The 23,021-nt window shown below is 30.2% G+C and carries 31 protein-coding genes; all 31 read left to right on the top strand.

What is annotated here, in order from left to right; all coding sequences use genetic code 11:
• The first annotated feature begins 74 nt into the window (after nucleotides 1-74).
• The 31 genes from ACZJV1_RS10840 (at nucleotide 75) to ACZJV1_RS10690 (ending at nucleotide 23,021) form a co-directional block, all read left to right on the top strand.
• Complete coding sequence (locus ACZJV1_RS10840) at nucleotides 75-404, top strand: PDDEXK family nuclease (RefSeq protein ID WP_463650136.1); 330 nt, start codon at nucleotides 75-77, stop codon at nucleotides 402-404.
• Nucleotides 391-543: a hypothetical protein gene (locus ACZJV1_RS10835; protein ID WP_463650135.1), complete on the top strand. Its 153-nt coding sequence runs from the start codon at nucleotides 391-393 to the stop codon at nucleotides 541-543. The genes ACZJV1_RS10840 and ACZJV1_RS10835 overlap by 14 nt, the downstream gene beginning before the upstream one ends.
• Nucleotides 533-841 carry a hypothetical protein gene (locus tag ACZJV1_RS10830; RefSeq protein WP_463650134.1) on the top strand — a complete coding sequence of 103 codons (309 nt, stop codon included), beginning with the start codon at nucleotides 533-535 and terminating at the stop codon, nucleotides 839-841. Before ACZJV1_RS10835 ends, ACZJV1_RS10830 begins: the two co-directional genes overlap by 11 nt.
• The gene (locus ACZJV1_RS10825) at nucleotides 841-1,248 is read left to right on the top strand and encodes a single-stranded DNA-binding protein (protein WP_463650133.1); all 408 of its coding nucleotides are present in this window, start codon (nucleotides 841-843) and stop codon (nucleotides 1,246-1,248) included. The genes ACZJV1_RS10830 and ACZJV1_RS10825 overlap by 1 nt, the downstream gene beginning before the upstream one ends.
• 84 nt (nucleotides 1,249-1,332) lie before the next feature.
• Nucleotides 1,333-2,130, top strand: coding sequence for an adenine nucleotide alpha hydrolase family protein (locus ACZJV1_RS10820; RefSeq protein WP_463650132.1), 798 nt, complete (start codon nucleotides 1,333-1,335; stop codon nucleotides 2,128-2,130).
• Nucleotides 2,131-2,156: 26 nt separating this feature from the next.
• Nucleotides 2,157-2,366, top strand: a complete 210-nt coding sequence (locus ACZJV1_RS10815) for a hypothetical protein (protein WP_463650131.1) — start codon at nucleotides 2,157-2,159, stop codon at nucleotides 2,364-2,366.
• 166 nt (nucleotides 2,367-2,532) lie between these two features.
• Nucleotides 2,533-3,087 (top strand): hypothetical protein, encoded by a 555-nt coding sequence (locus tag ACZJV1_RS10810; protein ID WP_463650130.1) that lies wholly within the window; start codon nucleotides 2,533-2,535, stop codon nucleotides 3,085-3,087.
• Between the two features lie 33 nt (nucleotides 3,088-3,120).
• The gene (locus ACZJV1_RS10805) at nucleotides 3,121-3,297 is read left to right on the top strand and encodes a hypothetical protein (RefSeq protein WP_463650129.1); all 177 of its coding nucleotides are present in this window, start codon (nucleotides 3,121-3,123) and stop codon (nucleotides 3,295-3,297) included.
• Between the two features lie 99 nt (nucleotides 3,298-3,396).
• Complete coding sequence (locus ACZJV1_RS10800) at nucleotides 3,397-3,912, top strand: transcriptional regulator (protein WP_463650128.1); 516 nt, start codon at nucleotides 3,397-3,399, stop codon at nucleotides 3,910-3,912.
• 235 nt (nucleotides 3,913-4,147) lie between these two features.
• The gene (locus ACZJV1_RS10795) at nucleotides 4,148-5,260 is read left to right on the top strand and encodes an Ig-like domain-containing protein (RefSeq protein WP_463650127.1); all 1,113 of its coding nucleotides are present in this window, start codon (nucleotides 4,148-4,150) and stop codon (nucleotides 5,258-5,260) included.
• Between the two features lie 144 nt (nucleotides 5,261-5,404).
• A complete protein-coding gene (locus ACZJV1_RS10790; RefSeq protein ID WP_463650126.1) occupies nucleotides 5,405-6,190 on the top strand; it encodes a hypothetical protein in 786 nt (261 codons plus the stop codon).
• Nucleotides 6,191-6,419: 229 nt separating this feature from the next.
• Nucleotides 6,420-7,139, top strand: a complete 720-nt coding sequence (locus ACZJV1_RS10785; RefSeq protein WP_463650125.1) for a hypothetical protein — start codon at nucleotides 6,420-6,422, stop codon at nucleotides 7,137-7,139.
• A 40-nt stretch (nucleotides 7,140-7,179) separates the two neighbouring features.
• On the top strand, nucleotides 7,180-7,674 hold the full coding sequence (locus ACZJV1_RS10780) for a terminase small subunit (RefSeq protein ID WP_463650124.1): 495 nt from the start codon (nucleotides 7,180-7,182) through the stop codon (nucleotides 7,672-7,674).
• Complete coding sequence (locus ACZJV1_RS10775; protein ID WP_463650123.1) at nucleotides 7,667-8,950, top strand: PBSX family phage terminase large subunit; 1,284 nt, start codon at nucleotides 7,667-7,669, stop codon at nucleotides 8,948-8,950. Before ACZJV1_RS10780 ends, ACZJV1_RS10775 begins: the two co-directional genes overlap by 8 nt.
• 450 nt (nucleotides 8,951-9,400) lie before the next feature.
• Entirely contained in the window at nucleotides 9,401-10,795 is a 1,395-nt protein-coding gene (locus tag ACZJV1_RS10770; RefSeq protein ID WP_463650122.1) for a phage portal protein, read from the top strand.
• Entirely contained in the window at nucleotides 10,779-12,332 is a 1,554-nt protein-coding gene (locus ACZJV1_RS10765) for a minor capsid protein (RefSeq protein ID WP_463650121.1), read from the top strand. The genes ACZJV1_RS10770 and ACZJV1_RS10765 overlap by 17 nt, the downstream gene beginning before the upstream one ends.
• Nucleotides 12,325-12,591: a hypothetical protein gene (locus ACZJV1_RS10760; RefSeq protein ID WP_463650120.1), complete on the top strand. Its 267-nt coding sequence runs from the start codon at nucleotides 12,325-12,327 to the stop codon at nucleotides 12,589-12,591. Before ACZJV1_RS10765 ends, ACZJV1_RS10760 begins: the two co-directional genes overlap by 8 nt.
• A 105-nt stretch (nucleotides 12,592-12,696) precedes the next feature.
• Nucleotides 12,697-13,149: a hypothetical protein gene (locus ACZJV1_RS10755; protein ID WP_463650119.1), complete on the top strand. Its 453-nt coding sequence runs from the start codon at nucleotides 12,697-12,699 to the stop codon at nucleotides 13,147-13,149.
• A gap of 92 nt (nucleotides 13,150-13,241) precedes the next feature.
• Nucleotides 13,242-13,877, top strand: a complete 636-nt coding sequence (locus tag ACZJV1_RS10750; RefSeq protein ID WP_463650118.1) for a DUF4355 domain-containing protein — start codon at nucleotides 13,242-13,244, stop codon at nucleotides 13,875-13,877.
• Nucleotides 13,878-13,894: 17 nt separating this feature from the next.
• The gene (locus ACZJV1_RS10745) at nucleotides 13,895-14,989 is read left to right on the top strand and encodes a phage coat protein (RefSeq protein WP_463650117.1); all 1,095 of its coding nucleotides are present in this window, start codon (nucleotides 13,895-13,897) and stop codon (nucleotides 14,987-14,989) included.
• A gap of 40 nt (nucleotides 14,990-15,029) precedes the next feature.
• Complete coding sequence (locus tag ACZJV1_RS10740; RefSeq protein ID WP_463650116.1) at nucleotides 15,030-15,359, top strand: phage head-tail connector protein; 330 nt, start codon at nucleotides 15,030-15,032, stop codon at nucleotides 15,357-15,359.
• Entirely contained in the window at nucleotides 15,343-15,657 is a 315-nt protein-coding gene (locus tag ACZJV1_RS10735) for a hypothetical protein (RefSeq protein WP_463650115.1), read from the top strand. Before ACZJV1_RS10740 ends, ACZJV1_RS10735 begins: the two co-directional genes overlap by 17 nt.
• 2 nt (nucleotides 15,658-15,659) lie before the next feature.
• Nucleotides 15,660-16,133 (top strand): HK97-gp10 family putative phage morphogenesis protein, encoded by a 474-nt coding sequence (locus ACZJV1_RS10730; RefSeq protein WP_463650114.1) that lies wholly within the window; start codon nucleotides 15,660-15,662, stop codon nucleotides 16,131-16,133.
• On the top strand, nucleotides 16,130-16,486 hold the full coding sequence (locus ACZJV1_RS10725) for a hypothetical protein (RefSeq protein ID WP_463650113.1): 357 nt from the start codon (nucleotides 16,130-16,132) through the stop codon (nucleotides 16,484-16,486). Before ACZJV1_RS10730 ends, ACZJV1_RS10725 begins: the two co-directional genes overlap by 4 nt.
• A 19-nt stretch (nucleotides 16,487-16,505) precedes the next feature.
• Complete coding sequence (locus ACZJV1_RS10720; RefSeq protein WP_463650112.1) at nucleotides 16,506-16,928, top strand: phage tail tube protein; 423 nt, start codon at nucleotides 16,506-16,508, stop codon at nucleotides 16,926-16,928.
• A 76-nt stretch (nucleotides 16,929-17,004) separates the two neighbouring features.
• Nucleotides 17,005-17,589, top strand: coding sequence for a hypothetical protein (locus tag ACZJV1_RS10715; RefSeq protein ID WP_463650111.1), 585 nt, complete (start codon nucleotides 17,005-17,007; stop codon nucleotides 17,587-17,589).
• A gap of 71 nt (nucleotides 17,590-17,660) precedes the next feature.
• A complete protein-coding gene (locus ACZJV1_RS10710; protein WP_463650110.1) occupies nucleotides 17,661-18,059 on the top strand; it encodes a DUF6096 family protein in 399 nt (132 codons plus the stop codon).
• 32 nt (nucleotides 18,060-18,091) lie between these two features.
• Nucleotides 18,092-18,469, top strand: a complete 378-nt coding sequence (locus tag ACZJV1_RS10705) for a hypothetical protein (RefSeq protein WP_463650109.1) — start codon at nucleotides 18,092-18,094, stop codon at nucleotides 18,467-18,469.
• A gap of 20 nt (nucleotides 18,470-18,489) precedes the next feature.
• Nucleotides 18,490-22,461, top strand: a complete 3,972-nt coding sequence (locus ACZJV1_RS10700) for a hypothetical protein (protein ID WP_463650108.1) — start codon at nucleotides 18,490-18,492, stop codon at nucleotides 22,459-22,461.
• Between the two features lie 11 nt (nucleotides 22,462-22,472).
• On the top strand, nucleotides 22,473-22,817 hold the full coding sequence (locus ACZJV1_RS10695) for a DUF6711 family protein (RefSeq protein WP_463650107.1): 345 nt from the start codon (nucleotides 22,473-22,475) through the stop codon (nucleotides 22,815-22,817).
• 12 nt (nucleotides 22,818-22,829) lie between these two features.
• A complete protein-coding gene (locus tag ACZJV1_RS10690; RefSeq protein WP_463650106.1) occupies nucleotides 22,830-23,021 on the top strand; it encodes a hypothetical protein in 192 nt (63 codons plus the stop codon).

Genomic DNA, 23,021 nt, shown 5'->3' with positions numbered 1-23,021 from the left:
AAAAATTTTTTGTAAGTTATTATATGCAACTAGTATTTAAAACGTAAAAATTACCGAAGAGAGGAGTGATATCATTGACAAATAGTAAACAAAAAGGAGCGAGAGGAGAAAGAGAATTATCTTCTAAGCTAAAAGAATACGGATACTCTACAAGGAGAGGACAACAATATTGTGGTGCTAATGGAGATGCAGACGTAGTTGGATTACCTGGTATTCATATTGAATGTAAGAGAGTAGAAAGACTTAATATATATGATGCTATAAGCCAAGCTAAGGCAGATAAAAAAGAAAATGAACTAGGAGCAGTATTTCATAGGAAAGATAGGTCAGAGTGGCTTGTAACTATGACTATGGAGGAATGGATGAAATTATATAAGGGAAGTGAATTAGATGTTATCAGATGAAATAAAGGAAGAGTTAAACAATGTTGATTGTGATGAATGCAGCTTAAGGAAAGCTTGCGATATGGTAGAAGTATTAACGTTAGAAACTATATGTTGGTTAGTTTCAGTGACTGCGGAGGAAAAAGAAGATGAAAATTAATATAGGAGATTACTTAATAGAAAGTGATGAAAGACAGTTCATAGTAAAAAGAAAAAAGGTAGTAGAAGAAAGTAAATTAACTAAAAAAGAAAATATAGGTAAAGAATACTGGCAACCAATAGCTTATTGTACAACGCTTGATTCTGCTTTGAAATTCGTACCACAACAGGCTTTAAGGAGTAATGACGATATAAGTGTCATAATAGAAAAACTAGAGCAAATAGAGCGTGATATAAAGGGTATGTATGAGTATTTAGAAATAGGAATGGAATGTATGAAAGTAAAGGAGGGAAAGTAATGAATAAATGGGTAGGTATAGGGAGATTAACTTATGATCCGGAGTTAAATTATGCAGCAGGAACAGGCACACCAGTAACGAGGTTTAGATTAGCAGTAACAAGACCTTTTAAGAAGGATGAAACAGATTTTATAAATTGTATTGCTTTTGGAAAGACTGGAGAAACAATAGCACAATATCTTACAAAGGGTAGACAACTAGCAGTTACTGGAAGTATAAGAACTGGCAGTTATGATGCTAAGGATGGAACTAAGAGATACACTACTGATGTAGTTGTAGATAGCTTTGAGTTTATAGGAAGTAACGGAAATAACAATAATCAAGGCGGACCATCATGTCAAGATAACGGTGGGATGAATTTTGAGGAAGATATGACACCGGTGGATGATGGGGATATGCCTTTCTGATAATTAATAAGTAAAAATAGAAGCTAATAGGAGTAATTCTAGATAAAATGTACGGCCGTACCTCTTGACGAGGAGGAATGTAAAATGAAGAATTTTTTAAGTTTTGGTGGGGGAGTAAATAGTGTGGCTTTATACCTTTATATGATAGAAAAGGGAATAGATTTTGAAGCAGTATTTAGTAATCATGGAGCAGATCATCCAGACACATATAGATATATGGATTATTTTAATAAAGAAGTTGTTAAGAGAGGTTGGAAACCAGTAACTATAGTTGATGGTAAGGTTAAAGAAAAATATATGGACAAGCCGTTAAATCTATTTCAATATTGCTTAGAAAAAAGTGTGGTTCCTAGTAGGATGTTAAGATGGTGTACTGAAAAATTTAAAATAGTACCAACAAATTTATATATTAACTCCCAATTAGAGGGTGGAGAAAATGAAAAATGCTATATGCATTTAGGAATAGCGTATGATGAAGCACATAGAGCTAGACCGCCAAAGAATCCACCTAAATATTTAGCTAATAAAGAATTTAGGTACTTATTTGTTGAAGATGGAATTGATAGACAAGGGAATATAGATATTATAAAGAAACATGGGTTTGAAATACCAAGAAAAAGTGGTTGTTACTTCTGCCCTTATGCAAAGAAAAATGAATTTATAGAACTATATAAGAATGATCCATGCTTATATGAAAAGGCTAAGTTATTAGAACACAAAGTAAATGAAAAGAGAGTAGCAGACAATAAAAAACCACTTTATATAAGTTCAAAGCCTATAGAGGTAATAGTTGGAGAGGGACAGATCGAAATGTTCTTTGACGATGACGGGCTATTAGATCATATAGGGGAAAGAGAAAGACCTTGTAATTGTGGATTATAAATAAGAAATATGAGGAGGATTTAAATATGAAAAAATATGGAGTTAGCGTTCCGATAGCAGGATATATTTACAAAGAAGTTGAGGCGGAATCAAAAGAAGAAGCCTTAGAAATGGTGCTTGAGCAAGACTGGAAAGACGAAGATGTTCAAGAAATAGATATGTATAAAAAGCTAGTTGAAGGAAACGTATGTCATATTTATAACACTAGAGCGGAAGTAGAAGAATTAGAAGATTAATACGCAATTCTAATAAATGAGTGGACTACATAAGTAATCCACTCTATATAAAATATGATCTTTGAAAATTGAATAGTACGGTATTGAAATATATGTAAATATATTAATATTAGTGTATAATTGTATTATATTGTTAGATGTTTGCAGAAGTAAAAAGGAGAAAACAATGAAAAAAAAATCATTTAGTTTAATTTTAGTTGGCATATTAACTCTTACTTTATCAATATTTGCTTTATATTCGAGAGTCTATAATACATCAGATGATATAATAGAATTAGAGAACAACATAAAGAAATTTATGAATACATCTATTAGTAAACTTGAAATTAAACAGGTGTTAAATCTTGATAATAAAAAGTATGTTTTATTAATAGTTAATAATTCTTTAGGTGAATCTGAATTAACTAAGGGCATAAATAATAAATACAAAATAGAAACTACAGGACATGGAAGTGGATCTTTTAGACATGGGATATATAAGACTAATAAAGGTAATTATCTTGTTTTAAAGGGAAGAAATTATAAAATGAAAATATCATATATTAATGTAATGATAGATGATAGAGAATATACAATTAATATATCGACAAAAGACGAATATTTTATTGCTTATTGTACATTGCCGGATAATATACAAAGCAGCTATTCAGAAATTAATAAAATGAAGTTTTTTGATGAGAATGATGTTGATATCACTGAGAATATATACAACTTAATTTAATAGAGTTAATATGCTATAAGGAGGTTGAGGGGAATGATCTTATTAGTATTAGCTATTGGAATTATATGTATAATACTTCTTGTAAATAATATTATATCTATTATGTATAAATTTAGGAACGGAAAGGAAGATACAATTAAAAATACATTTGTTTGTTGTATAACATTGATATATCTATGGATTAGCACAATATTTTTATCTGGTATATGATTAACAAATAAATTTAATATATTATGAAGATAAACTTTAGAATACCGTATTATTCAGAAATGAGTATGCGGTATTTTTTTATTATTAAGGAGGGATAGAATGGATAAAGAACTATTTAGAAAGACAGAAGGAAAGTTATATAGATATTATCAAACTAAAAAATCATTATTTGGATTAAATGAAAAGATAGTAAGGTTAGAATACCATAAAGAAGTTATAGAATATGATATAAGACATACTAACATAAGAGTAGATCCTTATCAAAATGGAGCTGGAATAAATGAGAGAGTACAAACATCATCTAATGGTACAAGTTATGCAGAACAGGAAATGATAAAAGAAATAGAGAAACTAGAGAAAGAAAGAGTAAGGATAACTAAACAACTATTAAAGACAAAAGCTAAAAAGAGAGATATGGAGAACTATATAAGCAATATGGAATTTAATATAAATATGCTTAATGAAGAAAGTAAAAGATTCCTAGAATTAAAATATAGTGATAAAGCTAAAGTAATTTCAATAGCTCAAAAGATGAATATGGCAGTAGCTACAGTCTATAGAATAAGAGAAGAAATAGTAGAGAATGTAGCTAACTTTATGAATATTATAAAATAGTGAGAAGGTTTTGAGAAAAAAATGAGAAAATTTCAATAGTAACAAGGCTTATAATAGTATTGTGGACATGGTGAAAGACATCTCATAAATTCTCAATACCCTTTATATTTAAAAGACACTTGTAGAAATATAGGTGTCTTTTATTTAGTTATATGTAAAATAATATAAATATTGCAAAATAATAAGATATTTGATAATATTATACACGGAAAAAATAAATAAGGGGATGTATAGAATGGACATAATTAAAACTACTAAAAAGAAATTTAAGATTATAGGATGCGTTATTGCAGCATTACTAGTTAGCTTTATCGGGATTGGAGCTTTATCAACAAGTGCTTTGGATAAAGATTATAAGATAGGCACTTCAAATCTAAATAGTACAGAAAATAATAGTGCGAAATTAGGATCAATATTAGAATCACCTGAAAAGGGGTGGGCAAGAGTAAAGTATGACAATAAGAACATTGAATATGGAACGGCGGCATGGAAATATGATAGCGAACATACAAAGTCGTATTTTAATGCTTGGGCTGATAAAAGTGCATATGTAAAATTTAATTTTACTGGTGATAAGATAAGGATTATTTCTCATACGTGGGATAGCGGAAGTAGAAAAATAAATGTAACTATTGATGGTAAGGATGAAGGTTTATTTTCTTGTCAAGGAAATAGTGACGATAGAGCTACATTACTTTATGAAAAGAAAGGATTAGAATATAAAGAGCACAGTATAGTTATACAAGCTACTAAAGCGGATGGTAGTAATTACATATTTATAAAAGGTTATGATATAGATGAAAATAGTGAAATTAAGCCTTATAGTGAAGAGGTTTCTAAAGATATAGTAGCAACAAGCGTATCTTTAGATAAAACATCAATGGATTTATTAGAAGGTAGCTCAGATAAATTAAATGCTAAAGTATTACCAGAAGATGCTACGAATAAGAAAGTTATATGGTCATCAAGTAATAATGACATAGCTACAGTAGACGAAAATGGTAATGTAACAGCAGTAAAAGAAGGACAAGCCACTATAATGGCAAAAGTAGAAGGAACTGAATTAACAGCTACTTGTGTAGTAAGTGTTACAAAGCCACAAGTTCCAGAAGAGACAGGAAATGCAATATTAAGTATATCATTAGTAAATGGAAGTACTAAGGAATATGATGTAAGCATGGAAGAAGTAAATAAATTTATACAATGGTATGAAACAAGAACTAAAGGAGAAGGATCAAATATATATGCTTTCTCAAAGAAGGGAAATCCATATAAGGAAATAAAGGAATATATAGCACAAGATAAGATTGCTTCTTTTGAAGTAAAAGAATATGTAAGTTCTAATTAATAGAGTGAAGAACCTTAGAAATGGGGTTCTTTTTTATTTATATAAATATTAATTATTAATCTATTTTTTATAGTTAGTTAATATTAGATAGTTTTATGAAGGAATTAACAATTTAATGTAGAATTTTAAGTTATAGGTGATGAAATGGATAAGAGTAAAAAAACATTTAAGTGGCTAGATTGGAAATTTATATTTGGTATCACTGTTATTACGATTTGTATTATATTTATCTTTAAGTTTTCTAAGTATGGAGATCAACTAGATATTAAAGATTATTTTCAATTTATTGCATCATTTGGAGGAGCAATATTAGGAGCAATAGTATCATTTAGAATCTTGAGTATAACAGTAGATAAGCAGAGAGAAGATTTTGAGGTTAAAAGAAAAATAGATGAGGAAAGATGGAAAACTACAATAAATCAATTCGATACTCAAGTTAGGATACAAGGCATTAATGATAAAATCAATGATTTTAATCTAGCTATAAATTCTTTACAAGATTTACAAGATTCAATAGAAGCTTATTGTATAAGTATTCAAAAAGAAGCAAATTTTAAATGGGAAAGCATGATGGTTGAAAAAACACAACAGCTAGATTATTCAGAGTTAATGGCTCAAGCACATGTTGAAGTTTTAAGAACTATGAAATATGCTCATTTAAAGCTTCGATGCTTCGAAGAAGAGCCAATAATAGATATACTCAATTTAGTAGGGAAAAAAATTACTAGTGATGATAAATACTTTAAAGAAATAAAAAGTTTCCCAAAGAGCATTGGTGAAGGATTTGATATTAATGAATACAGAAAAGTATGTAAAGAGTATATTGACTATTTAATATCTATAATTTCTATTATATTAGAATTAAATAGAAAAATTGGAGAAAGTATAGGTAATCTATATAATGAGAAATATAAGTTAACTGGCATATAAAGGGACTCTAGAAATAGGGTTCTTTTTTATTTATATAAATAGCCTGCAGGAGCCAGTAGAAAAAATAATATACAACAAATAATAAAAAGAAAAGGTAGGTGAAAGACCTCCCGCTATATAATATATTTATTTAATACTAACTCTACTGGCTTTTAACAATATAAAGATAGAAAGTTTCTATACGATAATTACTTAAATATAAGTTTTATGGAATTATTAGGGGGATATAATGTCACAGTATAGAAAAAGAAAAGTAAAAGAAAAAAATGAATATAATTATTTATTTATTGAACACCAAAGATTTTTACATTACGAAGAGTTATTAATAAGAAAAATAGAAAAAATAGAAGAAAGATATGAAAATAAATTAGATAGCAATAAAGTGCTATTTTACATTTCAATATTGATTCCAATTCTAGGATATAATAATGATGTAATTGGAATGAAAATACTAAGGAGTATTCCAAATTATAAAGAAGTTATCTTATACGTAGTATTATTATTACCAAGCATTATGTTATTACGATCTACTATTAGTTTAGCAAAATTAAAGAAAAGGATTAATATCTATGGTATGAAGAGCGGATATGGTCAAAATATAGTATTTTATAATTATATAAGAAAAAAGATAAGGGAAGATAAGGATTTATATAATAGGATAAATAATTCAAGTAGTAGAAAATCAGATTTTAATATGAAGATGTTTGAATACTATTTGAAGTTTGATACTAAAGACAAGATAATTTTCAGAAAATCAGAATTTAAAATGTTCATTTATGAATACTTAAGAAAATTAGATAAAAATGGATTTACAGAAATAGATAATTATTTATATGAGGTTATTATATCAAGGCATATGATAGATGGAAGTTTAAGAAAAGGTAAAGGAGCCGAAGAATTTATATTTACTGTAGATAGTAGAAATTCATATTCTATCGGTACTCTTTAAAGTATGAAATAATAATTATAAATTAGGGGAGGTGGCATTAATGGCCAAGTTAACACCAAAACAAGAAAGATTTGTAGAAGAGTATTTAATAGACCTTAATGCTACACAAGCAGCTATAAGAGCAGGTTATAGTTCTAAAACAGCGAATGAAATAGGGAATGAGAACCTAACAAAACCTAGTATTCGTACACGTATAGATGAAGCTCTTGCAGAGAGGTCAAAACGTACTGGAATAAATCAAGACAGAGTAATAAGAGAGCTAGCAAGATTAGCCTTTGTTAATGCAAATGATGTAATAGATCTAGAAGAAGCAACATTAAAGAATGGAGCTACAGAAGATGATACAGCTGCTATTGCATCAGTAAAGGTTAAAACTATTCCAACTAAAGAAGGTGAGGGAGTAGAAAGAGAAATAAGATTAACAGATAAATTAAAAGCGTTGGAGTTATTAGGTAAGCATCTAGGAATGTTTACTGACAAAGTAAAAATTGAAGGTTCCATTCCAGTTCAAATAGTAGATGATATAGATGATTAAAGTAAAATTAAAATCAATAATAGCAGAAAGCTTTTATGAAGCTCATAAAGATATAAAGAGAGGACTTCACACTCACTACTGGTTTAAAGGTGGTAGAGGTAGTACGAAGTCTTCTTTTATTTCTATAGAAATTGTCTTAGGGATAATGAAAGATGCACAAGAAGGTATAATTTCAAATGCTTTAATTTTCAGAAGGGTTAAAGATACTTTATCTGAATCGGTAAGAGACCAGATTAAATGGGCGATAGATGTATTAGGAGTTGCAGATGAATGGCATGTACCAGAAGCTAAGTTAACAATAACATATAAGCCTACTGGTCAAGTAATAAGGTTTAAAGGTGCTGATAATCCTAAGAAAGCTAAATCTACAAAAGTACCTAAAGGATATATTAAGTATCTATGGTATGAGGAAGTAGATGAATTCGAAAGCAAATCTAAGATAGATACTATTAATCAATCTATTCTAAGAGGCGGCCCTAAGTTCTATGTGTTCTATTCTTTTAACCCTCCAGAATCACAAAGAAATTGGTGTAATCAAGAAGTAGTTGAAACTAGAAATGATAAATACATTCATCATAGCGATTATAGAACAGTACCTAAAGAATGGCTTGGAGAACAATTTATTATAGAAGCTGAACACATGAAGAAAGTTAATCCCACTAAGTATGAGCATGATTACTTAGGAGCTGTAACTGGTACTGGTGGAGAAGTATTTAGAAACTTAACTATTAGACAAATACTTGGTGAAGAAATAAGGATATTTGATAGATTAAAGAATGGATTAGACTTTGGATATGCTGCTGATCCACTAGCCTATTTATTAATGCATTATGATAAGACTAGAAAGAAATTATATATATTCGGTGAAGTGTATAAGGTTCAATTAAGTAATAGTAAAGCAGTAGAGGAAATAAAGAAAATTAATACGCTAAATAAAAGAGTTACAGCAGATAGTGCAGAGCCTAGAACAATAAATGAATTTAAGAAACTAGGATTAAATATAATAGGAGCTAAGAAAGGTCCAGATTCAGTTGAACATGGTCTTAAGTTCTTAAGTGAAGAGATAGAAGAAATAATAATAGATCCAGTAAGATGTCCTAACACTAAAAGGGAATTTGTAGGATATGAAATAGAAAAAGATAAAGATGGAAACTTAAAAGGAGAATATCCAGATAAAGATAATCATACTATAGATGCTTGCAGATATGGCATGGAAGATGAAATTAATTCTAATAAGATTAAAGTTAAGAGTAAAGCTAAGTTGGGATTAAGATAATTAAAAAATAAAAAAGGGGATTATACCCCTTTTTAGCTAATATGATTATTGTCGCCAATAACCACTACGATTTTAAAACCACCTTCGAGAAGTTTTAAAATCATTTTTACTATGGATTTTATCATAGTAGTATCCTCCCATCAGAATAATAGTTTCCTTATACTTTTAATAATAAACGTAGTAAGGAAAGATCAACTTCAGCATAGTTTTTATTACTATGATTTAATTATCTGAAGGTAGGATTACATAATTATACCATATTATGTATCTATAGAAAATATTATTTGTAAATTTCGCTAAATTTAGGTTTAATGAAGTTTAATTAAATAACGTATTTAAGCCATTTATAGCCATTAAAAATAATAAAATGTGTTTACTAAAACTAAACAATTAATATAAAAATTACTATTTCGTATGTAGGGATGCGAAATAACTAAAGAGGTGATACAAATGCCAATAATTAAAGATAGAGATTTATTAAATGAAGATGGAAGTATTCCGGTAGAGTTAATAAAGAAATGCATAGATAATCATAAAGCTATGATTGATAGATATAAGAAACTAGATTCATATTATGATGGAGAGCATAAAATACTCAGTAGAACTTTATCAAGTGAATTACTACCTAATAATAAATTAGTATGTAATCATGCAGAGTATATAACAGATATGGCAACAGGATATGTTTTTGGTTGTCCAGTTAGTTATTCTGGAGAAGGTTCAGAAGAGTTAAATATAATCTTTACTAATATTGATGAAGATAGCCATAATAATGAATTAGCATTAGATATGTCTATATTTGGAGTAGGATATGAATTATTATTTATGAATGATGAAGAAGTACCATATCCAGAGTTAGCTACATCTAGTCCTTTAAATTCTTTTCAAGTAGTAGATAATACAGTAAAAAATAAACCATTGTTTGCAGTAACCTATTACGAAAAGCATGATATAGATGATAAATTAAAGGGATATGATATAAATGTTTATACAGAAGATAAAATATATCATTACTTTTCTGAGGATTTAAATAGTAATTCTATTGAGTTGAAAGATGAAGAGGAACATTTCTTTAATGGAATACCATTAATAGAATATAAAAACAACAAAAGACTTAAGGGGGATTATGAAGGAGTTATAACTATTATAGATGCCTATAATCTTTTACAATCTGATAGGATTAATGATAAGGAACAGGTTGTTGATGCTTTACTTGCAGTTATAGGGGCAAGTCTAGGAGATAATGAGGAAGAAGTATTAACTACAGCTAAGTTATTGAAGGAAATGAAGATTTTAGAATTGGACCAGGGTGGAGATGCTAAATGGTTAGTTAAAAATCTTAATGAAACTGAGATAGAAGTTTTAAAGAACTCATTAAAAGATGATATACATGAGTTTTCTAAAGTACCTTGTTTAACAGATGAAAACTTTGTTGGTAATGCAAGTGGTGTTGCTATGAAGTACAAGCTCATAGGATTTGAACAGCTTGGAAGAACGAAAGAAAGATATTTTAAAAGAGGAGTAAAGCAAAGATTAAAATTAATGACCAATATAGAGAATATTAGAGCAAAGAATATTGACCCTAGTAAGATAGATATAACTATGAAACGTTCTTTACCTGTAGATGATGAATTAGCAGCTAAAATAGCACAAGAAACAGAAGGGTTTATAAGCTGGGAAACTAGAATAAAGAGATTTGATGGCGAGATAGATGTTGAAGAAGAAAGAAAAAGGCTTGAGGAAGAAAAGAAAAAGAATATAGAGCAACAACAATTAGCATTTGGTAGTTATGACTTTAAGAATACTAATCCAAAAGATGGTGAGGTAGATGAAGAAACGAAGTAATGCTTATTGGAAAAGAAGATCTAACTTAAGAATGGAAAGCTATCATAAGGATAGTGATGAAACTATTCATAAAATTAATAATGCTTATGATATAGCTATAAAAGATATTAATGAGGATATAAATAAAATATTCTATAAATATCAAGTAGATAGTGACTTAAGCATAACAGAAGCAAGGCAATTATTAAATTCTAATATACCTAAGAAAGAGTTAGATAGTATTAGGGCGAGAATACATGGAATACAAGATGTAGAACTTAAAAATTATATGATGGCTCAACTTAATGCCAATGCTTATAAAGCTAGAATAACAAGATTAGAAGCATTAAAAGAAAGTATCTATATTAACTCTAAGACAGCAGCAGATGTTGAAATTAAGCAGAGTACAAGACTATATACAGATAACATAAAGAAAGCCTATTATACTAACCTATTTGATGTTCAAAAAGGATTAGGGATAGGCTTTAATGTTGCGGAAATGCCACTAGAAAGCATACAAGAGATACTTAAGAATAATTGGAGTGGCAAACATTACAGTAAGCGTGTATGGCACAATACAGATGTGTTAGCACAAAAGCTAGAAGAAGTAATAACAAGTGGACTAATGAGTGGTAAGAGTTCTAGAAGAATGGCTTTAGAGTTAGAGGAATTAACTAACTATGGCAAGTTTGCAGCTGAAAGAATTATAAGAACAGAAACTACTTATATATCTAATATGGCTGAAATAGAAAGCTATGAGGAATGTGGAATAGATAAATATATATTTGTAGCAACATTAGACTTAAGAACTTCTAGCGTGTGTAGAGAGCATGATAGAAAAGTATATAAAAGAGAAAAAGCAGAAGTTGGGGTAAATCTACCACCACTTCACCCCCATTGTAGAAGTACAACTAGAGCATATCTGGGAAAAGGAACATTAGAAGGAATACAACGTAGAGCAAGAGATCCGGAAACAGGTAAGACTTATTTAGTACCTGGAGATATGAATTATCAAGATTGGTATGATAAGTTTGTAGTTGATAAGTATGGAAAAGAAAAAGCAGAAGTATTCGAGAAAATGGCAAATAACAAAGCTTCTGATAGACAACAATTTAATAATTATAAGGAAGTTTTAGGAAAAGAATCACCAAAGACATTGAAAGACTTCCAGGACTTGAAGTATAATAAGATTGAGGAATGGAACATAAAACAAAGAGAGTATAGTACTATTAATTCTATAAACAATAAAGAATGGAATAATAGTTATAAAGAGAAGGTTAAATCAACCTATTATGATTTTAGAAAAGATAAGATCGAGTTATCTTGGCATGGATCCCAAAGATTTGTTGATAGAAATATAGATAAGAAAGGTAATGTTGTATTTAACCAAAAAGATATTGTTGATAGTTTTAATAGCAAACCTGATTATATGCAGCAAGATGGTAGATTAGTAAACTTTAAAAATGGAATAGCTATTATTAGGAATAATGAAACAAATGAAATTGTAAGTATTGTAGTTAGGAAGAATCCAAAGGAAGGGTGGATAAAGAATGATTAAAAAAGTTTTTGATATTATTGAATCATATTTAGATGGGAAGTATGAAGAAGATAAAAATTATCCGTTCTATCTTGAACTAGAACAGGAACTTTTATTTGATAATTATGATGAAATGTATAAAGAGGATAAAGAAATAACCAAGTTATTAAATGAAGAAATTCCAGATATTTGTGCAGCGGTTGGAGAAATAGATATTGAGGAGTTTAAAAGACTTTTAAGAGTTGAATTCTTGAAAGCTAAAGAACTATATAACAAATAAAAAGCACTTACTAAGTAAATGGTAGGTGCTTTTAATGTATTATAGTAAAATAAATAATGATATAATTTATTTATGTAAATTTAATTACATAAGGGGGGGGATTTAATGAGCGAAATAGATAAAATATTGCTCACAGTTATATTAACGACATTTGCAAATTTTGTAGCTTTTTTATCTTCAAAAGTTTATTATAAGCCGATAGAAAAATATAGAGATTTAAAATCACGTACAAGTTATGCACTTACCTATTATGCAAATATATATAGCAATCCAATAGACATAGCTAAAACTGATAATAAGTTACCAGAAAATTACAAGGTGGCAAGTGTTGACTTAAGAAAGCTAGCTGCTGAGTGGAGAGCATTTATTTATTTGAAGAGTTTTCCTGGATTATTTGTACTAAGTAATAAAAATATAATACAAGTATCACAAAACCTAATTGGATTATCCAACTCTTTAACACTACCTTATAACACAAATGATAGTTTTAGGGAAGAAGTTGATAATACAAGGATACTCATTAAAGAAATAAGAATAATACTGAAATTAAAGTCTTAGGAAACTAAGGCTTTTTATTATGCCCAAAACTTGCTTAAGGCTTTAAACTGCGCATGGAATTTAGTCATACGGACGTTAAACGGGAGGTATTTATGTTTATAACAAATTGTAATCTTAGAAAAAGATTAGGAATGAGTAGATTAATGGAAGCTGATACAGGAGTTAATAGTGGAGGAAATACCGGTACTGAAACTACAACAGATGTTGAAACAACTTCCGAAGAGCAGGCAGAATCAACTCAAACAGAAAAAACTTTTACCCAAAAAGATGTTGATAAGCTAATTCAAGATAGGATAGCAAGAGAACAGACTAAATGGGAAAAGAAAGTCCAAGAAGAAAGGACAGAAGCTGAAAAATTAGCAAAAATGAACGCTGAACAGAAAGCTAAATATGCAGAAGAAAAAAGACTAGAAGATCTAGAAAAAAGAGAAAAAGACATAACTACTAGGGAACTAAGAGCAACAGCTTATGAAACTCTAGCAGAAAGAAATTTACCTAAGGAGTTAGTCGATATTCTTAACTATTCAGATGCAGAACAATGCAATAAAAGTATTGAAGCAGTAGAGAAAGCTTTCCAATCTGCAGTAGAGAAAGCTGTAAATGATAAGTTGAGGGGTGGAAATCCGCCTAAAGGTGGTCAAGGCAAAGGGGCAGTTGATACTGGCAAAATGACATATACAGAATTATGCGAATATATGGCTGCTAATCCAGGAATAGAAATTAAATAGAAAAGAGGTAATAAAATATGGGAAACACAAAATTTGATTCAAAAAGTTTTAATTCAGAAGCATTTGGAAGATATGTTGAAAGGATACCAAAGTTAAGAAGAAATGAATTAATTAAATCTAGAGCATTAAAAGGAAATACTGAGATAAGAGATGCATTTAGTTCTCAGACAGGTACTCATTATGCAATACTACCTATGTATGGAACACTAGATGGTGAAGCACTAAACTATGATGGAAAGACAGATATTGTTGCAACTAGCACAACAACATTCGAAAGAGGAGTCATAGTAGTAGGACGTTCTAAAGCATGGGTAGAGACAGACTTCTCAGAAGATATAACAGGTGGAGTTAAGTTTATGGATAACGTAGCAGCTCAAGTATCTGGTTATTGGGAAGATATAGATCAAGACACATTATTAAGTATATTAAAAGGTATCTTCTCGATGACAGGTGCTAAGAACTTAGAATTTGTTAATGGACATACATTAGATATAACTGAGCTTACTGGTGAGGATAGAGATGGTAATCCTAAATCATATGCTGGTGCTACAACATTAAATACAGCTATACAAAAAGCAAGTGGTGATAATAAATCTAAATTTACAATGGCAATTATGCATAGTTCAATAGCTACTAATCTTGAAAATCTTAAGTTATTTGCATATTTAAAGTACACTGATGAAAATGGAATACAAAGAGATTTAACAATGGGTACTTGGAATGGAAGAATAGTATTAGTAGATGATAATATGCCAACAGAAGAAGTTGCTGAAAGTGCTTCTGGAGCTGGTGATGGATATACTAAATATACTACTTATGTTTTAGGTGATGGTGCTTTTGATTATGAAGATATAGGAGCAAAAGTCCCTTATGAAATGGGTAGAGATCCAAAGACTAATGGGGGACAAGATACTCTTTATAGCAGACAACGTAAATGTTTTGCACCTTACGGTATTTCATTTACCAAGAAAAGTTGTTCAAGCCTGTCACCTACAAATGCAGAACTTGAAACATCTTCGAACTGGGAGCTTGTTAATGATGGGGCATCTTCAAATAAAAAATATATTAATCATAAATCTATTGCAATAGCAAGAATAATTAGTAGAGGATAGAGATGTTTTATCATCTCTTTTTAATAAGTGAGGTGTTGTTATGACACAATTAGAAAAATTAAAAGTAAGGCTTGAAATAAGGAAAGAAGATACATCTAAAGATGAGCTATTAAATATGCTTTTAGAAGATGCAGAAAGAGAAGTATTAGATTACTGTAACAGAGCTATACTATTGCCTAAAATGGAAGGCTTACAAAGGGAATTAGCTATTATCTACTATAGTAGGCAAGGAAGTGAAGGAGAAGCTTCTAGAAGTGAAGGAGGGGTATCTGTTAGTTATATTACAGATATACCCGATAGTATTAAAAGTAGGTTAAATGCTTTCAAAAGATTAAAGGCGGTGGGTATCGCAAATGAGAATAAAGAATAAAAAGACTTATTATCTTAAGAGAAAAACAATAGTTGAAGATGATGAAGGCGGTAAGTATCCAGGATATTCAGAGCCTATAGAAATAAAAGCTAATATAAGTCCTGCATCTGGAAAATTACAAGCGGAGATATATGGACAGAGATTAAACTATATTCTTAATATGCTATATGATGAAGATGTACAAATGGTTGAAGACGATGGAATATGTGTATATGTTTCTAAAGATAGTGATCCAGACTATAAAATTATAAGTATTAAAAGATATTTACATCTAGTTATTGAATTGGAGAAGATATAGAAATGAGCAAGAGCGTTGTTGGTTTAGATAGTCTTCTTAAAAAATTAAGTAAATTAGGTGGGAATGTTGAAGAAACTTTATATAAGAGTATGCAGAAGCAAGGGGAATTAGTTAAGGGTGATGCAAAAGACTTATGTCCTGTTGATACTGGAGATTTAAGAAGCAACATAAAAAGAGAAACTAAAAGATATAAAGGCAAAATAGTAGCTAGAATTCATACTAATTCAGACCATGCAGCATATGTTGAATTTGGAACTGGTAGAGTTGGAGAAAGGACTAATAAAAATACTAAGGTTAATGTTAGTTATAAACAAGATAAATGGTTAGCTAATATTCCTGATGTAGGTACAAGATGGGTTGAAGGGCAACCGGCTCAACCATATCTCTATCCAGCACTTAAAAATAACGAAGAAAGAATAATAGAAAATATAAAAGAAGATGTAAGAAAAGCAATAAAGGAGGTAGCTAAGAAGTGATAAACATTAAACCAATAATAAAAAAAGAACTTGATAAGGTTAGTAAAAATGTTAATGATACTTATCCATCTGATTGGACTACCTTCCCAGTGATACAGTATGTTGAAGAAGATAATAAAATATATACCAAAACAGATGATAAGGAACAAGAATCTTATATAAGATATAAAATTGATATATGGAATGATAGAAGTACTTCAAATATTGCAGTAGCAGTTGATGAAGTACTTTCTTCTTTAGGATTAGTAAGAATACAATGCCTAGATACTCCAGAACCTAGTCAACTTAAACATAAGGTTATGAGATACGAGGGCGTAATTGATGTAAATAGTATGAGAGTTTATAACTCTTAAGAAGAAAGGATGATAATTAATGTTAGCAAATGGAATTACATTAAGTTATAAAACTACAGGAACAACATATATAAATTTAGTAGGATTAAAAGAAGTACCAGAGATGGGTAATGATCCAGAAAAAGTGGAGAATACAACTTTAGCAGATACAACAAAGCAATATGAATATGGAATAGGAGATTATGGTGACTTAGCATATAAGTTTAAATATGTTAATAATGCGGCAGATAGTCCATATAGAGTATTAAGAAAATTAGCAGATGAAAAAAAGGTTGTTGACTTTGAACAAGCTTATCCAGATGGAACTAAGTTTACATTTAAAGCTCAATGCAGTGTAAAACTTGGTGGTGGTGGAGTTAATGGTGCAATTGATTTTACATTATCTCTAGCATTACAAAGTGATATAGCAGTAATAGATCCAGTTGCAGGTACTGGAGAATAAAATATCAAACAGAAGACTTTCATTATTTCCATAATTATTATATTATTATAGTAATAGGTAATTGAGGTGAAGTAGAGTGAAGGTTGATAAAAAGAAATTTAAGGAACTAAAAAAAGAAGATGGTGGATTATTTGGATCTGAGTGTAGTTGTATGGGAAAAATTAAGAATTTATCTTATCTTCAAGATTGCACAGTAGAAGTCAGAAAGAAAGGAATATTTTTAAATGTTTCTTCAACATGGAAAGAATATTTTCCTATAGAATCTTTACAAAATGTAGAACACGGTCCCGATACAGTTACAATATATTTCGAAAATGACGGCTCAAGGGAAATTATATTAGATAATAACTCAAATTTTAATAAATTATATAATGCTTTAAGAGGAAAGCTTAATTTAGATAATGAAATATTGAACATAAGAAAAGTAGTTCATACTAAACCAAGTGATTCATCTAGAAAAGCAGAGAAAAATAATATAGTTAAATGCCCTAAGTGTGGAAGTACTTCCATAACAGCTAATAAAAAAGGTTTTAGTTTAGCTAAGGGAGCTGTAGGTGTTGTTGCTGTAGGAGCATTAGGAGCAGTTGCAGCAGGACATGGAAAAAATAAAGTAATAGTAACATGTTTAAATTGTGGGCAACAATGGAATCCTGGGAAATAGAATATTAAAATTATAAAGCACTTACTTATGTAGGTGCTTTTATTATGAGTAAAATTAGGAGGAATGATTAAATGGCAGCATATAAATTATTCGTAGTAGGTGAAAAGGAATATAAATTAAAATTAAACACAAATGCAACTATATTAATAGAGGATAAGCTAGGAGAAAATATCTTAAATGAAGTACTTGGATTACAAAGTGTAGCATCTAAAGCTGTAGATTCTAAAGGTAATATAAAGGTTGAATCCATGAATAAGATGCCTATCCCATCTATTAAGTACTGTGTAACTATAATATGGGGAGCATTACAAAAGTATCATCATGGAATGACTTTTGCAAAGACTTGTGATCTAATAGATGAATATATTGAGGGTGGTAAAACACAGTTAGACTTATTCGGTGAGGTTATGGAACTACTAACTGAAAGTGGGACATTAGGTACTCCAGAAAAAACTGAAAATTTAAAGTAGGGGAAGATGGCGAAAATGCTACTTCCCCATTTTTGAATAATAAAGTACCTGAAACATATACAGAGTTTATTGAGGAATATTTACTACATGATGCTCTAGATTGCGGAATAAGTGTAGGTGATTTTTATGATATGACTATAACAGAGATAACAAATATTAGAGATTCTTTTCTAAGAAGGAGAGAAATAAAGAGAAAAGATACAGCAGATATGGTTTATAGATTATCTACATTAATTGCTAATGGTACAGCTTGTGTAATGAATAAAGATAATAAACCTATTCAATTTTTAGAGATATTTGCAGACTTATTTGAGGAAGAAAGTAAGGTTAATCAAGAAAATAAAATAAAGGCGCAAATGGAAATAAATAAGCAGCATATGAAAGAATTTGCACAAAGAATAAACTCATAAAGGATTGGAGGTGAGAATAAGTGACATTAGAAGAATTAGAGGTTGTCATTAATGCTAATTCTAAACAGTTTAATACCCAAGTGGCGCAAGTACAAAGCAAAGTTGATAGTATGGCTAGTAGAGTTAATAATAGCGTAGATAGAATGAGTGGTACATTTGATAAACTTGGCAGAATGTTAGCCAGTGTATTTGCAATTGGAGCAATAACTAAGTTTACAAAGTCATGTTTAGATTTAGGATCTAATCTTACGGAAGTACAAAACGTAGTTGATGTTACATTTGGTAATATGAGCGAAAAGGTTAATGAGTTTGCGAAGAACGCATGGAAAACAGTAGGGCTTAGTGAAACTATGGCTAAGCAGTATATGGGTAACTTCGGAGCTATGAGCAAATCAATGGGTTTTACAGTTGGTGAGGCTGAAAAAATGGCAGAAACGCTTACTAATATTTCTGGAGATGTAGCATCTTTTTATAATATTGAACAAAGTGAAGCTTATACAAAATTAAAGAGCATATTTACTGGTGAAACTGAAAGTTTAAAAGAACTTGGTGTTGTAATGACACAAGAAAATTTAAATCAATATGCTCTAGCAAATGGTTATGGTAAAACTACAGAGAAGATGAATCAACAGGAGAAAGTTGCTTTAAGACTTGCTTATGTTACACAAACATTGAGTGCAGCAAATGGTGACTTCGCAAGGACATCTAATACATGGGCAAACCAAGTAAGGTTATTAATCTTACAATATCAATCTCTAAAAGCTAGCATAGGACAAGGGTTAATTGCAGTATTAACCCCAGTTATTAATGTTATAAATACTGTTATGGCTAAGTTAGTGCAAATGGCTAATACATTTAATTCAGTTCTTAGTGCAATAGGCTTTAATATAAGCAGTGGGGGAAGCAACAGCTTTTTCGGAGATACAGCAAGCGGAATAGGTAATTCTACAAATGCAATGAATGATTTAAGTAATGCTACAGATGGAGTAGGAAAATCTGCTGATAAGGCCAAGAAAAAAGTAGAAGCATTAATGGGAATTGATGAAATTAACAAAGTTAATTCAAATAATGATTCTGGGAGTAGTGGTTCTGGCGGAACGGGAAGTATTGCATCACCTGCAATAAATACAACAGCAACAGAAAACTCATTATCGGAGTTTAATGATAGGGTAAATAAGATCTTATCTGAATTATTAAGTCCGCTAAAAAAAGCATGGGATAACTATGGAGATTGGTTTTTATCTAAATGGGATTACTTTAAAAGAGCATTTGGATATAGCTGTGATGAATTAAAGAATTTCTTAATTAGTGTATGGAATCATGGTGGTAAAGAGTTTGTTCAGCATATGGCCGAAATAGGAATAGTAATAGGTGGCGTAGCTTTACAAATAGGTGGAGATATATTAGTTGCATTAGGAAGGCTATGGAATCATCTTAACCCAGATAATAATCCTTATACTAGAAAGTTTATAAATGCTATGAATAGCCTAGCAATAGCAGCAAGAGATTTTATTATATCTGTAGGTAATTGGTTTGGTAAGTTCCTAGATCTAGGAGGCCAAGCTTTTATTAACGTAATAGGTGATATTATAGTATTAGTTGGAACTATATTAGCTAAAGTTATGGCGGATGCAACTAATTTTGTAACTGCTTTTATGAACAGCTGGGCCGGAAGTTTGATTATTGGCACTGTAGCTATGACACTAGATATTGTTGCTACAGCTATTAAAGCTGTACTGATAGTAATAGAAAAGTGTCATATAGTATTAGAAGCTTTCTTAGTTTTATGGGGAGCATGGAAGTTCAACAATATAATAGCAGGAATAGGAGATACAACTACCAAGTTAGGAGGACTTGCGTACAAGTTATATGGAGTAGGTGTTAATTTATTAGATAATATAACTCAATTTAAAAAATGGGCAATATCATTAAGCAAAAATGCAATTGAATCAATAACTAAATTTGGAGATTCTATAGAAAGGAATATAAAATCTTTAAAAACCTGGGCAACAGAAATGGGTGTAAAAGCCATAACCTCATTAAAAAACTTCTTAGCAAGTATTGGAGCAAACATAGCGGGATTATTTGGACTAACAGCAGCAGAAGGAGCAGCAACAGCAGGGGCAACAGCATTGAATATAGCATTAGGAGCTATGGGAATAGGAGTAATTATTGCAGCTGTAGCAGGATTAGTTGTTGTAGTTAAAAAGATTGGAGACAAATTTGGATGGTGGGCTGATATATCTAATGCCTTAGGTAAAGTATTAGGTTGGATAGGTGAGAAAGTAGGATGGCTATGGGATAAAATAAAATCATTCTTTGGTTGGGATGAAACTCCAGCGGTTGAAGAAAATATTGAAGGAATTGGAACTACAGCAGAAGAAGCTGCTAAGACTACTGATAATGCATTTGGAACAGCTACATCTAATGTAAATAAATACTTAGATAGTATTCATTTTAATGCTACTAGACTTGCACAAGAAGTAGATGAAGCTACTAAAGCTGCAAGTGAAAAGTTTGGTATGTTATCTCAAAGTGCGCAAGATTACTTAAATGCTATAGTGAATAATGATGCTGAAAGACTATTACAAATGGGAGAAAATCAAACTCTTTACAATGAAGAAGTAAAAGCTATGTATGCTGATTTAACAGAATCGGAAAAGAATGAGTTCATGAAAAGATATGGAATTGTCACTGGTATTAATGATGATATGCTTAATTATGAAGGATTAACTTATGATGAAAGAGTTGCTAGACATGCAGCTTATTTATCTACTATAGAAGCAGATGAAAGTTTATCATATCAAGAAAAGAAAGCGAAGATGGATCAAGCGAATTTAGATTTTAAAACTAGCTTAGATCAAGAAATACAGAGATACCAACAATCTATAGATTCTAAACAACAAGCCCTAGACGAATTATTAGCTACTCATGGGAATACTACTGAACAAGGACAGGTTTATGAACAACAATTAAGAACAGTTATAGAAGCTGAAAGGCAAGCTATTGAGAAATTAACCAAAACTAGTTATGACAATCAAGTGGCTACAGCAGAAGAAGCTACAGGAGCTATGGCAAAAGCTAATGAAGATAATGTAACAGCACAAGAAGAAGCCTATAATAATTTAACTACTACAGTTGACGAATCTATGACAAAAGTAAATGAAAGCCTAAAAGGAGCTAGAGAAAATATAGAATCATTTACTAAGGATTCTAAAGATTTATCAAATAAGTTAAAGAGCTCATTTGAGGGAGTTGGTAATAAAATATCTAGTGAATTTATTAAAGCAGGAATTGCAATAAGTAATACTGTAAATCAGATACAAGCTATAGTTGGTAGTGCAACATCTAGTATAAGAAATATAATAAATATTGCTTTTTCTAGTATATTTCAAATTACGGTTAGTATGCTTAATAGTATTTTATCTATATATCAATCCTCAACTATGAATATGGTTAACATTACAAATAATTTAGTTACGTTAGTACTAAGAGGATTTGACATGATAAGAATATCATCAAGCAACTCTTTTGAAAATATAAGAAATAATATAACCAATAATATGAGTTTAGCATATAGAAATGTAGCTAACTATATAAGTAATATTAAATCTTTATTTGATAACTTTGACGCAACTCTTAGAGTTAAAGTTCCTCATTTTTATATGGAAGGTAATTTCAACGCGGAAACTAAAGAAGTACCTAGGGTTGGGGCTAATTATTTTGCAAAAGGTGGAATAGTTGATAGAGCAACATTAGGTATAGTTGGAGAAGCTGGAAGAGAAGCTATAATGCCATTAGAAAATAATACTGGATGGATAACTGATTTAGCTGAAAAAGTAGCAAATAGGATGCCTAAAGGAAGTACAGATAATGGGTTTGGAGATGGAGATTTAACTTTAATTATAGATGGCTCTGTAATAGGTAAAGTAGCATTAAAGCAACTTAGAAAAATGCAAAGACAAGGGAATATAACATTAATACCGACATAAGGAGGGGTAGTATGATTAGTATAAATGGGGTACAAGTAGCTACCCCCAAAATTTATGAAGTAGCAGTAAGTGATTTAGATGGTGAATCTAATAGAAATGCAAATGGAGATTTAATAAGAGATAGGATAGCAGTTAAAAGAAAAATAAATCTAGAATGGGGTCCACTATCCCAATCAGAAATAGCTCCGATATTAAATGCAGTATCAGGAGTTTTTTTTACGGTTACTTTTCCGGATCCAATGAGTGGAGTAATAACTAAAACCATGTATGTTGGAGATAGAACAGCTCCAGCATATCAATTCATTAATGGGGAAGTAAAGTGGCAAGGTCTTAAAATGAATTTTATAGAGAAGTAGGAGGAAATAACTATGGAAGATGAAAAGATTATAGAAGTAGATTCTACACAAGTCGTAGAAGAAAATAAACCAACAATAGATAAAGGTAATTATATTATAGAGGTAATTAGTGATGGAAATGTAATAAAGAAAATAGCTATTGCTAATAGTTCTATTAATATTATTAAGTTAGTAGATGGAGGTCTTACAATAGACCTTAAATAG

The sequence above is a fragment of the Clostridium sp. LS3 genome (genome assembly GCF_055330225.1).
Note: the sequence above shows the minus strand (reverse complement) of the source record. Positions and strands in the feature narration are given on the sequence as shown.